This window comes from Providencia sp. Je.9.19 (assembly GCF_051129765.1).
Lineage (GTDB): Bacteria > Pseudomonadota > Gammaproteobacteria > Enterobacterales > Enterobacteriaceae > Providencia.
Window position 1 is genome coordinate 191902 of sequence record NZ_JBCPSS010000006.1, and the last position, 13384, is coordinate 205285.

Here is a 13384-nt window from a genome sequence, read left to right on the forward strand (position 1 = left end):
GAACTAAGATGAAACTGAATTACCCTTTTTTGTTACTTACTAGCATATTCACGCTAACTATTAGTGTAATTTCAGCTGCACATGCCGCTGTTACGCTTGATCGCACTCGTATAATTTTCGATGGAAATCAGCCATCTATTAATATTACGATCCGTAATGATAATCCTGAATTACCTTATTTAGCACAGTCATGGCTAGAAAATGCGTTAGAGCAGAAGCTCGAAACAGGCCCAATTATTGCCACTCCGCCAATTCAGCGTATGGAACCAAAATCCACCAGCTTGGTTCGTTTAAGTACAGCACCTGACGTTGCAAAAGTACCGCAAGACAGGGAATCCCTATTTTATTACAACCTGCGCGAAATTCCGCCTAAATCATCAGAAGCTGGCGTATTGCAAATTGCATTGCAAAGTAGGGTAAAACTATTTTATCGCCCAGAAGGTATTGTTGCGCAAAGTAAAACTGATTGGACGAAACATATAACATTAACAGCAACACCATCTGGTTATATGTTAAATAATCCAACACCATTTTATTTGACTGTGATTGGTTTAGGAAACAGTCAAAAACAATCTGAAGAAAGTGATTTTGATGCTGTCATGATACCACCAAAATCCAATCAAATAATAAAATATTCTAATTTTTCAACGCCTTATTTAACTTACATCAATGATTATGGAGGAAAACCTTCACTTGCTTTCAAATGCCAAGCTTCAAAATGCAGTGTGACGGAATAACGAGTAAAAAATAGATAGGAGCAGAACAATGAAATTGAATTACCTAGCGCTATGGGCTTTTATTATACCTATTTTTGCTGAATCTGCTGTGCCAGTCACAACAGGCACTATATATGTCAATGCGCGAATTGTTACTGCTCCTTGTCTACCCAACGTCTCATTAAAACTAAATGAAAGTACCTTAATTTCAGCAACCTATAGAGTAGAAATGCATTTTACTCATTGTAGCAAATCAATACAAAAGCAAGCTTGGGCCCCTTTTACACTGAAATCAGGTAATAACCAGTATGTATTAACACGACCACTACGCAATAACACCATTTTATTCTCTATTCCTGCTAGTAATAAGATGCAACGTGTGGAGATAAATTATGACTAGATGTTCAACATTATTATTTAGCTTTTTATTCCTAACGTGGAATACCGCTTTTGCCAATAGCCTAACCGTTTACTTCGAAGGTGTACTAGTGCCGCTAGGTTGCCGACTTAGTGATGATGATACACAGAAAAAAATATATCTTTCTGGACTGCGTTTTTCTTCAATAGAAACATTAGGACATTCAGATATACAGCCATTTAAATTGGATATCATGGACTGTTCAGAGATGGCTTTGAATAAAACTATCAAAATAACGTTAAATACCCAAAATATTGAAATACATAATGGTATTAACTATTTAAAAACTACCGGTGAATCTAATGTGTTATTAGCTCTGACGGATAGTCGTGGTAAGGAACTTGGCCTTAATACAACTATTGATATCAGTACAGTAACTGAATCAGGTAAAGGATCTATTAATTCACTTTTATTCGGTGTTTATGTGCAGAAGCCCTTTAATACTCGATTAAAAACAGGTGGGTTTTCCTCAACTGTTACTTTTAATCTTGATTATCAATAAGGAGAATTGAAATGAAATTCATTTGTTTTTCATTCCCTTTAATTAGCTTATTAATTTCTTTAGGTACTCAAGCAGATGTACTAATTTCTCTTTCTGCAAAATTGGTTCGGCCACCTTGTGTGCTTACAGCAGAAAATGGCGAAAAAGAATTAGTAATCAATTTTCGTGAGGTAGCACTAGACAGACTCACTGAAGAAAAACAGTCCTTTGGTATTCTCATTAAACAATGTGAACTTCGAAAAAATTTACAAGTTTATCTATCTCCTAGAGAAGGAAATACCCTGATAGTAAATAATGAAACTGTACTTGCGACCTCGATTAATGGGCTCGGTATTCGTTTTTCAGAAGAAAATAAAAGTAATGCACTCAATCTTAATAAATGGGAAAGAATTGCTCCATCAGTGAGTGGTGATACAGGGAAAGTTGTTATCCAATCACAATTAGTCACTAATCAAGCGATTGAAAATCTCACTGCTGGGCCATTTAGTGCGGCTTTATCAGTGATGGTAGATTATCTGTAATATCGGGAAGCCTTTATGAAAAATATAAAAAAATATTCAGCATTATTTTTATTACTACTATTAATTAGCTTAAATTCCTATAGTGCGACCCGCTACTCAGGAAGTGGTGGTGGTTATAAAATGAGTTTAGTATCTAATAATTCAGTTGTTTCTAATACCCCTGCAATTGGAAGTGATAACAATAAATATTATTTAATAGCTCCCGCAAACAGCTCCGGTATTGTTATTGATGAAAGTTCATCTCAGCCTTATGGAACTGTATATTGCACTGTTAATTTCTTACAAGGAAATTATTTATCAGGTCTTAGTTGGAATTACGCCTACCACCGTGTCTTTGCCTATATGCCAGAAGCAGGTTTTACTATTGGGGGGCTGAATGCATACAAAATTAACAATAATACATTTTTTACTCTTTATTCTGAGAATGGGATAACTAGTGGTTGGCGAAATATTGCAGGAAGAGGATGTTCAAATGAAGAAATGGGGCCATTAACAACATCATTTTTCACTGTTCATTTTCCTTTTACTGTTAGAGTTTATGTCAAAGATATTCCTATTGATGGAAAAATTGTTATTCCAAATGCAATGATCGCAGGTTATACCCGGTTATTCCAAGACTATGGAACACCTGATATTTATGTACCTATTGAAAAAGCAACAGTTAAATTAGACCTCGCCACATCGGTGATTAATTATCCATCCAACTGCCGTTCAAATATTGATAATTTAAATATTGATCACAAAACATTGGATGCTTTTGAATTTAATAGCAAAGAAACTCGCACTGTCACTTATACATGCGACAGGGTACAGCCAGTTAAAGTAGAATTAACATTAGACTATGCCACTGATAGTGATCCACAAAAACGACTTCCATTAAAATCAGGAAATAATACCATTTATTCTGAACTTACACTTTTCGATGAACAAAATAATCAAAGTGGAAAAACATTTGAAACAACAATAGATAAAGTAAAAAACATTACGATTGAAAGTAAAGTTTCAGGTTATAATGCAGAACCTGGAGACTACAAAGGCAATGCTTGGTTAATCGCCACATTTATTTAATATAGCGGTAAGTGTACTATGATCATAATATCCCGCTCACTATTTATTGGTATTTTTATTGTTTGGCACCTTGCTAGCCTTATTTATATTGATAGTCTAGGAAGCCAGAGACAATCATTACCACAAAATATTATTAGTTGGTTATCTATTTCCTTGACTATATCTATTATAGCATTTACTGTTTTCTATCAGAAAATTAAAATAATTATTACATTACCCGCGATTTTCTACTGTTTTTCTTTAGCCATTCTAATGATGGGATTAATATCTTATCAGGGAGAAAGTAATAGTATTGATTTTTGGTATTGCTCTGGTATTACTGTTGGCGTATTACTATATATCGCTGGGCTACAAGTGAGAAAAAATGGTTAATACAATCATTTTGTATTTACTGTTATATCACTATTAGTGTAGTTCAAGTATTTATCACTGCATATCAATATATATTTGAAGCTGATATCTTTTATCTCGCTTCAGGAATGCGGTCAAATGGGTTATCACAACAAGTCAATATATTGTCTATCAATATGGCAACTGCGTGCTTATTATCCCTGATGGCTCTTGTATTATCACAATTTTCGTTATCATCTGAACGCCATGAAAAAATTAGGATTGTATTACTAGGTACTTGTATTTTATTTTTCACATTAACTTTAGTCGTTTTACAATCTGTTATTGCTTGGCTAAGCTTTACTGTTTGTGCATTTATTTTTATTTGCCTTTTTTACAAGAAAAATCCTCTACGTGTTAGCTCTAGTTATTTTATTATTGCTATAGCGATCTTTATTGGAATTTATCTAATCAGGCTATGCCCACAGCACATTGAAGCAGATGCTATGAATCAGTTCCATTTAAAACAAATGTTACGTTTTTCTATTACTTTGTTCTTAGAAAAACCTTATGATGCATGGGAACAATCATTTTTATTTGAAAATAACTATGAAAGAACAGCTATTCCTTTTTTCAGTCCTAAAATGTATATTGTCCCTCATCCACATAATGAAATACTACTCTGGCTGATAACTGGAGGGGTAACTAATTTAATATTTTTATCTTTATTATTAACCGGAGGTATCTATGTCGTATTTCAATCGTTTATAAAGTATAAAATTAATGGGAATGGTTATCCACTAGCAATCATTCTATCAATAATTCCTATTATAATTCATAATCAAGTTGAATACCCTTTTTTACTTTCGGTATTACACTGGGGGATCGTCATATTATTTTTATCATTTTCAGATGCAGCTTTTGCATTAGAAGAACAATCCCTATTTTATATAAACAAACAATTATCTTATTTATTTAGTTTTATTATATTCATTATTGGATTGGGAGTGTTTATTATTGGGTTGTTTCTATTTAATGGTGAAAAATCTTTTTATGCTCAGGATAACAATCACAATGAAAGAATAGAGATGAGACTATCTAATTCAATTACTTTAGAAAAAACAACGTATAAATATAAAACCATATAAATAAACTATATACACTCAACATATTTGCACTCAAGTAGTGTTATATTAATCAGGATAATATTATGAGAATATATCAAACTGAAATTTCAAACAGTTATATTGGATTTCAATTACGAAAACGTCGTTTACAGATGGGATGGACGGCACATACGTTAGGGCAAAAATCGGGATTAAGCCAACAGCAAATTTCCCGCTATGAGCGCGGTACTCAGAATTTTACGATTCATCGACTATGTATCTTTGCCAATATACTGCAGTGTGACCTAGATTATTTTCTTGAAAAAAATAGTCATGAAATAACGTTAGAAATAAACCAATTATATTAAAAGCTACAATAGACAATGCCTAGTTTCATGAAACTAATAAAACTAGGCCTTGGCTTAAAGTTAATTATCTACTTTTAAAAATATAATTTGTATTCTTATTAAAATTAACGTAAAAATGTTGATAAATTTTAATTATGAACCTAACAGCCTATTTATATAATATAGAGACAACTCTAAAGCGTTATATTTCTCATTGTCATCTTTCATAATTTTTTCAACATTAGACAATGTGCCTTATGTGACTATAATCAATGGCTGATTTTCATTTTTCCAATTAATTTTTAGGCTATCTTCTTCCATTTTTATAGGCAAAGAGCCAATAAATTTCACATGGTTTGGTAAACTCATATCAGAAAATTCAAATGTTGCTGTTGCAAGTTGTAAATAACAATCCACACCACATATCAATGCTTCATTTTGATCTATTTTTAACGGTTTCCCCCTGCAGCAACTAGCATTTCAGAGAATTTATCCTCTAACATGTTTAATTAATAAATGTGTTTCTTCATTAATTAGCTGCTCTCGGGTGAGCAAAACTGAGTTTTTCTTCGATGCGTTGCTGCATAATGGCTCTTTAACCGATGAACAAATTTGCAGCTATCTTGACAAAGAAACAAGAAAATAACAATGATTATCATTTGCATCATGTGCCATGAAATTATTCACTTTACGCTAAAAATCCGACTGTAGCCCTGTGGATTCAAACGCAAAAACAATAATAATGTTATTAGCACCATCACGATATGTAGTGCCCATACCCAGCTAAAACCTTGACTAACTTGATGCACCCATGCCGCTAATAAAGGACCAAAACCCGCAATAATAAAGCCACCCGCCTGCATCAATGAGGTTAATACCCCAGCACTTGCCGGATGAGGTAAATGATCGAGTGACGTAATAATCGTCAAGGCAAAACTGCCCCCAAGCCCACAACCCAATAAGCCGACCCAGACAAGTGGTACAAAATTAGGTAATAGCATTAATCCGGCAAATCCTAACGCTTGACTGATTAACGTCATTATTAGCCAAAAGCGGCGATCAATATTATGGGAAGCAAGCACGGGGATCATCAATGCAGCGGCTGCTTGAAAAATAGTTAACATCGCGACAAAAGAACCACTTTGTTCCGCACTCATTCCCTGCTCTTGGAAAAAAGGGGCTAACCAAGTCACTACCGTGCCATAGCCTGCATTCACCAAGCCAAAACCAATCATCAGCAACCATGCTCTTGGCTTCGTAAGAAAATCCCATATCGAACTTTGTGCGGTATTTATCATTGAAGGAGTAGAGCGAATATTTATCAACACAGCGATAAGCGCAATCAATGCAGGAAGAGCAAGCCAAGCCAATGCCTGCTGCCAATGTCCTGATGTTTTCGACAATATTGGCGTTAACTGTACGCCAATTGCCCCGCCCACCATCAAGGTTGCAGAATAGAGCCCGGTCATTGTGGCCATTTTTTTGGGAAATCGAGACTTAATCATCCCTGGAAACACAGCCTGAATATAAGCGGCGCCAAGGCCACACAAAAAAGCCGTCAATAATAGCGCAGAGCCTGTCGTGACAAAGAGTCGCGTAAATGATCCCAATAGCAGTAATAGCATCGCTATACTGATACCAAGGCGCTCGCCCAAACGCCGATTCAGTGCGGGCACAATCAGCGCACCAACGCCCATCAGTAGCATAGGTAATAAGGTCAATAACGAAATATCTTGATAGCTCATCCCTGTCGTTCGGATGATATCGTCAATAACCGGACCCGGCCCTGTCATAAAAGGTCGTAAGTTAATGCCAACTAAGATAATAGTGGCGACTAAGCCTAACGATGATGCAATTGGTTTATTCATTAACCCACTTATTCCTACTGCTAATGTTCTGCTACAAAACTGTTTATCTCGCCTTATTTAGCGCCTGAACGTTCGAGGATCGCGATAAGATGGCGATAACCTTTATCTTTTGCGAGGGCTAATGGCGTATTACCTGACGAATCTGCGAGATTAACATCAGCGCCCCCTTCAATCAGCATCGTCACGATTGTGGCATATTTATCGCTGCCATCACCTAGAATGATCGCTTCGATTAATGCAGTCCAACCTAATCGGTTAACATGATTAACATCAACACCCGCATCAATCAGTGTTTTCACGGTTTTAACATGTCCGCGTTCGGCAGCTGGGATCAACGCTGTACCGCCATAACGATTGGTACTTTTTAAATTTGCACCATGACTGAGCGTCATCTCAAGAATTTCTTGCAAACCTCGCGCACCTGCATATAAATAAGGGGTGTCTTGCATTGCATCTACAGCATTAACATCTGCACCCTGCTCAATAAGATAACGGGCGACATCAATTTGATTAGCATGAGTGGCCGCCATTAATGGCGTGCATAAGCGAGGATCACGCTGTTCGATATCAGCCCCTTGTTCAATGCGTTGTTGCACCGCACTAAGTTGACCTTTTTCAGCGAGTATCGTTAATTGTTCAGAGCTTGAATTTGCCATAGATTTAACCATAAGTATCAATGAAATACTGAATATTCCAAAGGAATAAATAGCCCATTTAGTTGTTAAAAACCATTTAATCTTTAAAAATAGTACATTCATCACTTGTCTCCTTATTGGGGACTCTTTAATCTACTTAAAATATATACTATTTAGAAATTAAATAATTAAATCTCAGGTATTAATAAAATGAATTCATTACTCAATTTTGTTTTGTTAAAAACATTCGTGGCGGTTGCTGAGACGGGTAATTTTACGGTGGCTTCTCAACATTTAAACTCAACACAATCAACGTTGAGCCAACAGATCCAACGCCTAGAAGCACTAGTAGGACAACCACTGTTTATCCGAGGACATCGCATATTGGCTTTAACTGAAACTGGCGAAGTATTATTAAGTTACGCAAAAAAAATCTTAGCGCTAAATGATACTTTCTTTATGAAAATGACGGGTAATGCCATTATTCAGACCATTAGACTTGGGTTTCCTGAAGATTTAGCCTCCGGCCAAGTCACGCCAACACTAGCGGTTTTTATGCAAGATAATCCCAATATCCGCCTTGAAGTAACAAGTGGGTTAAGTCGCCAGCTCCATCAACGTTATCAACATGGTGAACTAGACTTAATTATCGTAAAACAACGAAAAGGTGAATTCAAAAGTCACTATCATTGGCCTGAACCACTTTGTTGGTTAACAACGAATAGACGAGAACATGTCAACACAGATTCAGTCCCTTTAATAGTATTTCCCGAAAATGGTCTATATCGTAATGATATGTTTAAGTTACTCGATATTGAACAGCGTCCTTGGCACATCACCTACACCTGTTCTAGCCTCGCGGGTATCCAAAGCGCCATCACTGATGGGCTTGGGGTGAGTTTGCTACCTGTACGAGCGAAACTCCCTCAACATCGTATTTTAACGGAAGAAGATGGCTTCCCCACAGCACAAGAAATGGAAATTGCGATGCATTTTCATACGGGTTCTGACACATTAAATGCACTTGCACAACAACTCGCTCGCCAGCTTGGGCGGTTATAATTATGAATGAAATTTTTGAGTTGTTGATTGGGCTAGAGAAAAAACTACATTCGTCAACTAATAGGCATAATTCAGATTTTTTAGCTGAAATATTACATGAGGATTTTTTTGAATTTTGCCGCTCAGGTGTATCGACCAATAAACTCGATACGCTAGCAAGCTTGAGCGAAGAAGAGCCAAAACAAATTTACTCAGAAAATTATACTTGTTCTATGCTAGGTGACGATTCCGTTCTTATCAATTACCATAGTTTTGAACTTGAGGAAGGGTTAGAAATAAAACACACCAATCGTTCATCTATTTGGTTAAGAAATCCAGCCAATCAATGGCTATTAAGATTTCATCAAGGTACGCCTTATAAAACCGAGGCTTTATAAGTACTTATTAATAAAAAAATTAAGCCGTGGTAACGAGACTCTCTAAATGTGTAACATCAACTTTCCCTGCTGCGATATAAAGGCTGTAATTATCTTGAATATTGAGCCAAAATTTTGGTGAACTCCCAAGAACTTTAGATAGTTTAATTGCCATTTCAGGCGTAACAATTGCAGTGCCTTTAAGTATACGATGAACGGTAGAAGGTGCCACACACAAGGCTTTTGCTAAATCACGAGCACTCAAATTTAACTCATCCAAAGTTTCTATTATCAGTTCACCTGCATGGGGGGGATTGAACATATTCATTAATGATAGTCCTCATAATTAACTATATAAGCATTGCCATCTTCAAAACGAAAGGTGATACGCCAATTACCAGTGACAACGATGGACCAGTATCCAAGCTTATTTCCTTTCAATTGATGCAAATTATAACCGGGTCTATTAATATCATTAACTTGTGCTGCCGAATCAATGACAGCCAATCGTAAACGAATTTTATTACTGTGCTCTATATTTATTCCGGCCACGGATCCGTAAAGAAAAAATTGTTTTAATCCCTTATGTTTAAAATCTTTTATCATCGTCTTATCCATAGATTCAATAAGATTGTATCACTGCCGTTGCGTATCGCGCAACAACTGGTTATATTTTAGTCGGCACAATTTCTCTTTTTTCGCTCCAACTTTAACTTCATCAGTGGTAAAAAACTTCATAAAGTTATTCTGAAAATAATTTGAACATAAATCCAACTATCCATTTATTGAGTAACTAAATTCAAAAAAGCAATAAATGTTAAAGTATTTCTAAAATACGCTGACATAAAAAATCCCCCCGAAAGTCGCCTTACGGAGGGATTAAACTTTCTAAATTAACGAGTTAGTTAATTACAGAACGTCAACGCAATTCAATTCTTTGAATGCTTGCTCTAAACGAACAACCATTGACTCTTGTGATTTACGTAACCATACACGAGGGTCATAGTATTTTTTATTAGGTTTATCCGCACCTTCTGGATTACCTAACTGAGCTTGCAAATAGCCTTCGTTCTTTTTGTAATATTGCAAGATACCGTCCCAAGTTGCCCACTGAGTGTCAGTATCGATGTTCATTTTGATAACACCGTAACCGACAGCTTCTTTGATTTCTTCAGCGCTTGAACCTGAACCGCCGTGGAAAACGAAATCTAAGCTATTGTGTGGCAAGTTAAATTTCTCAGAAACGAAATCTTGTGAATTACGCAGAATTTTTGGAGTCAATTGCACGTTACCTGGTTTATAAACACCATGAACGTTACCGAATGATGCTGCGATAGTGAAACGTGGACTAACTGCGTTCAGTTTCTCATAAGCGTAAGCAACATCTTCTGGTTGAGTGTATAGCTCAGAGCTATCCATTCCTGTGTTATCAACACCGTCTTCTTCGCCGCCAGTACAACCTAGCTCGATTTCTAGAGTCATGTCGATTTTTGCCATACGCGCTAAGTATTTAGCACAGATTTCAATATTTTCTTCTAATGATTCTTCAGATAAATCAATCATATGTGAAGAGAATAATGGTTTACCTGTTTTCGCGTAATGTTTTTCACCCGCATCTAACAGGCCATCAATCCATGGCAGTAATTTACGTGCACAGTGGTCAGTATGCAAAATAACAGGAACACCGTAATGTTCTGCCATTTGATGCACATGATGAGCGCCAGAGATTGCACCTAAGATAGCCGCTTGTTGGCCTTCCGCTTTCAAGCCTTTACCTGCGATAAATGCAGCGCCACCGTTTGAGAACTGAACAATAACAGGAGCACGTACTTTTGCTGCCGCTTCAAGTACGGCGTTAATTGAATCAGTACCAACACAGTTCACCGCTGGCAATGCAAAGTTATTTTCTTTGGCAACTGCGAAAACTTTCTGTACATCATCACCCGTGATAACACCCGGTTTAACAAAATCAAAAATTTTAGACATGTGAAAAGGTCCTGTGGTGAATAGGCGGTCAATGCCGCCTATTGTGTATGAACAAATTAATTACGCTTTAGCACGTTCTTCTAGCATCACAACAGCTGGGAGCTTTTTACCTTCAACAAATTCAAGGAAAGCACCACCGCCGGTAGAGATATAGGAAATTTTATCAGCGATATTAAATAAATCGATAGCTGCTAGGGTGTCACCACCACCAGCGATAGAAAATGCGTCACTTTCGGCAATTGCACGAGCAACGATTTCTGTTCCCTTACGGAAGTTAGGGAATTCAAATACGCCAACTGGGCCATTCCACAGAATGGTTTTTGCATTTTTCAGAATCTCAGCCAAACGTTCTGCGGATTCGTCACCTAAGTCCAAAATTTGTTCGTCATCTTTGATTTCAGTGCTTGGTTTCAAAGTGGCAGCCGCAGTTTCAGAGAACTCAGTTGCAACACGAACATCTGTTGGCACTGGAATTTGGCAGTTAGCCAGTAATTTTTTCGCTTCAGGGATTAGGTCTGCTTCATACAATGAGCGACCCACATTATTACCCTGCGCAGCGATAAAGGTATTTGCGATACCACCACCAACAATCAGTTGATCAGCAATTTTAGACAGTGAATCTAAAACAGTCAGTTTAGTTGAAACTTTAGAACCACCAACAATCGCTACCATTGGGCGCGCAGGGTTACCCAGCGCTTTACCTAATGCTTCCAGTTCATTGCTCAGCAATGGACCTGCACAAGCAACAGGAGCGAATTTTGCAACACCATGCGTTGACGCTTGAGCACGGTGAGCCGTACCAAATGCATCCATCACATAAACATCACATAGTGCAGCATATTGTTTAGATAGGGTTTCATCATCTTTTTTCTCGCCTTTATTAAAGCGAACGTTTTCTAGAACGACTAACTCACCATCAGCAATATCAACGCCATTCAAATAGTCTTTAACCAAACGAACTGGGTAATCAATTTTTGCTGCCAGATAGTCAACAACAGGTTGTAAAGAAAACTCTTCGTTGTATTCACCTTCAGTCGGGCGACCGAGGTGAGAAGTGACCATGACTTTAGCACCTTGCTTGAGAGCATTTTCAATTGTTGGTAATGAAGCACGAATACGCGCATCAGAAGTAACTTTGCCATCTTTTACAGGAACGTTTAGGTCAGAACGAATAAAAACGCGTTTACCCGCTAGGTCCAAATCGGTCATCTTAATTACAGACATGGTGAATCCTCTTGTTGATTCTCTATAAAATTTTTATCGACCCTATGTAAATAATCAGGCATACCAAACTTTTTTGTATATCAATAGCTGATTATCAGTAGTCAATTAGTTGAAACCTGTTTTTGCCATCGCTAGTGTTGTATCTAGCATCCGGTTAGCAAAACCCCATTCGTTATCACACCAGACTAGGGTTTTAATTAAATGCTGACCACTTACTCTCGTTTGAGTTCCATCAACAATGGCACTGTGGGGATCATGATTAAAATCCGTCGAGACAAGTGGTAATTCAGTATAGTCTATTATACCACGAAAATGTGCTTGTGCGGCGCCGTGCAATAGTGAGTTCACTTTTTCGACACAGACGTTTTCATGCACAGTAACACTCAAGTCTATTGCCGTCACATTAATGGTTGGCACACGCACCGAAATAGCCTCAAAGCGACCTTCAAATTTCGGAAAAATACGGGTAATTCCGGCAGCTAGCTTAGTATCAACAGGGATAATAGATTGGCTTGCCGCACGCGTTCTCCTCAAGTCTTTATGATAAGCATCGATAACTGGTTGGTCATTCATTGATGCGTGGATCGTTGTCACCGTGCCTGATTCAATGCCGAACGCGTCATCCAATAATTTGATAATAGGAATAATACAGTTTGTGGTGCAAGATGCGTTAGAGACAATTTTATCTTCTTGTCTAAGGCTATCATGATTAACGCCATACACAACGGTCGCATCAAGATCGTCAGTACCCGGATGAGAGAACAACACTTTTTTTGCGCCAGATGCAAGATGCTGTAAGCCATCTTCACGGGAGCCATAAGCCCCACTGCAATCGAGTACAATGTCGATTCCCAACTCTTTCCAAGGCAATTGGTTTATCTCAGATTGATGAAATATACGGATATTGTCATCACCAACCTGTAGAAGCTCACCATTGAGACGCACATCCCAAGCAAAGCGCCCATGGCTTGAATCATATTTCAACAAGTGCGCAATGCCTTCAGGCTCGGCCAGCTCATTGATTGCCACCACCACGATTTCCGCTCGGCGGCTAGATTCATATAAAGCTCTTAAAACACTTCGACCAATCCGACCAAAGCCATTAATTGCTACCCTGATTGCCATTGAATACCTTATATCTGAGCAAAATCACACGGTTGCTTAGGATAACTGACTCACACAAACTCTACTGCTCATTTTAGCTGTCAAACATCAAAAGTGTGCTTCACTCGACATTTTTGATAT

17 protein-coding genes are annotated in these 13384 nt (G+C 37.5%); 10 read left to right on the top strand and 7 right to left on the bottom strand.

Going from position 1 to position 13384, the window contains the following annotated elements; translation table 11 throughout:
• Positions 1-8: 8 nt before the first annotated feature.
• From AAZR93_RS18250 to AAZR93_RS18285, 8 genes are all read left to right on the top strand, one after another.
• Positions 9-737 carry a fimbrial biogenesis chaperone gene (locus AAZR93_RS18250; protein ID WP_434720650.1) on the top strand — a complete coding sequence of 243 codons (729 nt, stop codon included), beginning with the start codon at positions 9-11 and terminating at the stop codon, positions 735-737.
• Positions 738-765: 28 nt separating this feature from the next.
• Positions 766-1116, top strand: a complete 351-nt coding sequence (locus AAZR93_RS18255) for a hypothetical protein (RefSeq protein WP_434720651.1) — start codon at positions 766-768, stop codon at positions 1114-1116.
• On the top strand, positions 1109-1636 hold the full coding sequence (locus AAZR93_RS18260) for a fimbrial protein (RefSeq protein ID WP_434720652.1): 528 nt from the start codon (positions 1109-1111) through the stop codon (positions 1634-1636). The genes AAZR93_RS18255 and AAZR93_RS18260 overlap by 8 nt, the downstream gene beginning before the upstream one ends.
• Before the next feature lie 11 nt (positions 1637-1647).
• Positions 1648-2157 (top strand): fimbrial protein, encoded by a 510-nt coding sequence (locus AAZR93_RS18265; protein WP_434720653.1) that lies wholly within the window; start codon positions 1648-1650, stop codon positions 2155-2157.
• 15 nt (positions 2158-2172) lie between these two features.
• Entirely contained in the window at positions 2173-3225 is a 1053-nt protein-coding gene (locus AAZR93_RS18270) for an adhesin (RefSeq protein WP_434720654.1), read from the top strand.
• 18 nt (positions 3226-3243) lie between these two features.
• Positions 3244-3597, top strand: a complete 354-nt coding sequence (locus tag AAZR93_RS18275; protein ID WP_434720655.1) for a hypothetical protein — start codon at positions 3244-3246, stop codon at positions 3595-3597.
• A gap of 155 nt (positions 3598-3752) precedes the next feature.
• A complete protein-coding gene (locus AAZR93_RS18280) occupies positions 3753-4703 on the top strand; it encodes an O-antigen ligase domain-containing protein (protein WP_434720656.1) in 951 nt (316 codons plus the stop codon).
• A 62-nt stretch (positions 4704-4765) separates the two neighbouring features.
• Positions 4766-5029: a helix-turn-helix domain-containing protein gene (locus AAZR93_RS18285; RefSeq protein ID WP_434720657.1), complete on the top strand. Its 264-nt coding sequence runs from the start codon at positions 4766-4768 to the stop codon at positions 5027-5029.
• 662 nt (positions 5030-5691) lie between these two features.
• On the opposite strand, the gene AAZR93_RS18290 is transcribed toward AAZR93_RS18285, so the two are convergent.
• Together AAZR93_RS18290 and AAZR93_RS18295 are read right to left on the bottom strand one after the other, a co-directional pair.
• Positions 5692-6876 (bottom strand): cyanate transporter, encoded by a 1185-nt coding sequence (locus AAZR93_RS18290; RefSeq protein WP_434720658.1) that lies wholly within the window; start codon positions 6874-6876, stop codon positions 5692-5694.
• A gap of 53 nt (positions 6877-6929) precedes the next feature.
• Positions 6930-7634 (bottom strand): ankyrin repeat domain-containing protein, encoded by a 705-nt coding sequence (locus AAZR93_RS18295; RefSeq protein WP_434720659.1) that lies wholly within the window; start codon positions 7632-7634, stop codon positions 6930-6932.
• Between the two features lie 87 nt (positions 7635-7721).
• Between AAZR93_RS18295 and AAZR93_RS18300 the strand changes: the two genes are divergently transcribed.
• Positions 7722-8573: a LysR substrate-binding domain-containing protein gene (locus AAZR93_RS18300; RefSeq protein WP_434720660.1), complete on the top strand. Its 852-nt coding sequence runs from the start codon at positions 7722-7724 to the stop codon at positions 8571-8573.
• A 2-nt stretch (positions 8574-8575) separates the two neighbouring features.
• Positions 8576-8950, top strand: a complete 375-nt coding sequence (locus AAZR93_RS18305; RefSeq protein WP_434720661.1) for a DUF4440 domain-containing protein — start codon at positions 8576-8578, stop codon at positions 8948-8950.
• Positions 8951-8969: 19 nt separating this feature from the next.
• On the opposite strand, the gene AAZR93_RS18310 is transcribed toward AAZR93_RS18305, so the two are convergent.
• The 5 genes from AAZR93_RS18310 to epd all read right to left on the bottom strand — a co-directional run bounded on the left by AAZR93_RS18310 (position 8970) and on the right by epd (position 13264).
• Positions 8970-9257, bottom strand: coding sequence for a HigA family addiction module antitoxin (locus AAZR93_RS18310; RefSeq protein WP_434720662.1), 288 nt, complete (start codon positions 9255-9257; stop codon positions 8970-8972).
• Positions 9257-9535: a type II toxin-antitoxin system RelE/ParE family toxin gene (locus AAZR93_RS18315; protein ID WP_434720663.1), complete on the bottom strand. Its 279-nt coding sequence runs from the start codon at positions 9533-9535 to the stop codon at positions 9257-9259. Before AAZR93_RS18315 ends, AAZR93_RS18310 begins: the two co-directional genes overlap by 1 nt.
• 303 nt (positions 9536-9838) lie before the next feature.
• A complete protein-coding gene (fbaA, locus tag AAZR93_RS18320) occupies positions 9839-10915 on the bottom strand; it encodes a class II fructose-bisphosphate aldolase (protein ID WP_294108562.1) in 1077 nt (358 codons plus the stop codon).
• A 60-nt stretch (positions 10916-10975) separates the two neighbouring features.
• Positions 10976-12139: a phosphoglycerate kinase gene (pgk, locus tag AAZR93_RS18325; RefSeq protein ID WP_294108559.1), complete on the bottom strand. Its 1164-nt coding sequence runs from the start codon at positions 12137-12139 to the stop codon at positions 10976-10978.
• Positions 12140-12244: 105 nt separating this feature from the next.
• The gene (gene epd / locus AAZR93_RS18330) at positions 12245-13264 is read right to left on the bottom strand and encodes an erythrose-4-phosphate dehydrogenase (RefSeq protein ID WP_294108555.1); all 1020 of its coding nucleotides are present in this window, start codon (positions 13262-13264) and stop codon (positions 12245-12247) included.
• Positions 13265-13384: the final 120 nt, after the last annotated feature.

What these genes read in the sequence shown, in the direction of transcription:
- AAZR93_RS18250 (WP_434720650.1), top strand. Translation starts at nt 9, where the DNA reads ATGAAACTGAATTACCCTTTTTTGTTACTTACTAGCATATTCACGCTA.
- AAZR93_RS18255 (WP_434720651.1), top strand. Translation starts at nt 766, where the DNA reads ATGAAATTGAATTACCTAGCGCTATGGGCTTTTATTATACCTATTTTT.
- AAZR93_RS18260 (WP_434720652.1), top strand. Translation starts at nt 1,109, where the DNA reads ATGACTAGATGTTCAACATTATTATTTAGCTTTTTATTCCTAACGTGG.
- AAZR93_RS18265 (WP_434720653.1), top strand. Translation starts at nt 1,648, where the DNA reads ATGAAATTCATTTGTTTTTCATTCCCTTTAATTAGCTTATTAATTTCT.
- AAZR93_RS18270 (WP_434720654.1), top strand. Translation starts at nt 2,173, where the DNA reads ATGAAAAATATAAAAAAATATTCAGCATTATTTTTATTACTACTATTA.
- AAZR93_RS18275 (WP_434720655.1), top strand. Translation starts at nt 3,244, where the DNA reads ATGATCATAATATCCCGCTCACTATTTATTGGTATTTTTATTGTTTGG.
- AAZR93_RS18280 (WP_434720656.1), top strand. Translation starts at nt 3,753, where the DNA reads ATGGCAACTGCGTGCTTATTATCCCTGATGGCTCTTGTATTATCACAA.
- AAZR93_RS18285 (WP_434720657.1), top strand. Translation starts at nt 4,766, where the DNA reads ATGAGAATATATCAAACTGAAATTTCAAACAGTTATATTGGATTTCAA.
- AAZR93_RS18290 (WP_434720658.1), bottom strand. Translation starts at nt 6,876, where the DNA reads ATGAATAAACCAATTGCATCATCGTTAGGCTTAGTCGCCACTATTATC.
- AAZR93_RS18295 (WP_434720659.1), bottom strand. Translation starts at nt 7,634, where the DNA reads ATGAATGTACTATTTTTAAAGATTAAATGGTTTTTAACAACTAAATGG.
- AAZR93_RS18300 (WP_434720660.1), top strand. Translation starts at nt 7,722, where the DNA reads ATGAATTCATTACTCAATTTTGTTTTGTTAAAAACATTCGTGGCGGTT.
- AAZR93_RS18305 (WP_434720661.1), top strand. Translation starts at nt 8,576, where the DNA reads ATGAATGAAATTTTTGAGTTGTTGATTGGGCTAGAGAAAAAACTACAT.
- AAZR93_RS18310 (WP_434720662.1), bottom strand. Translation starts at nt 9,257, where the DNA reads ATGAATATGTTCAATCCCCCCCATGCAGGTGAACTGATAATAGAAACT.
- AAZR93_RS18315 (WP_434720663.1), bottom strand. Translation starts at nt 9,535, where the DNA reads ATGATAAAAGATTTTAAACATAAGGGATTAAAACAATTTTTTCTTTAC.
- fbaA (WP_294108562.1), bottom strand. Translation starts at nt 10,915, where the DNA reads ATGTCTAAAATTTTTGATTTTGTTAAACCGGGTGTTATCACGGGTGAT.
- pgk (WP_294108559.1), bottom strand. Translation starts at nt 12,139, where the DNA reads ATGTCTGTAATTAAGATGACCGATTTGGACCTAGCGGGTAAACGCGTT.
- epd (WP_294108555.1), bottom strand. Translation starts at nt 13,264, where the DNA reads ATGGCAATCAGGGTAGCAATTAATGGCTTTGGTCGGATTGGTCGAAGT.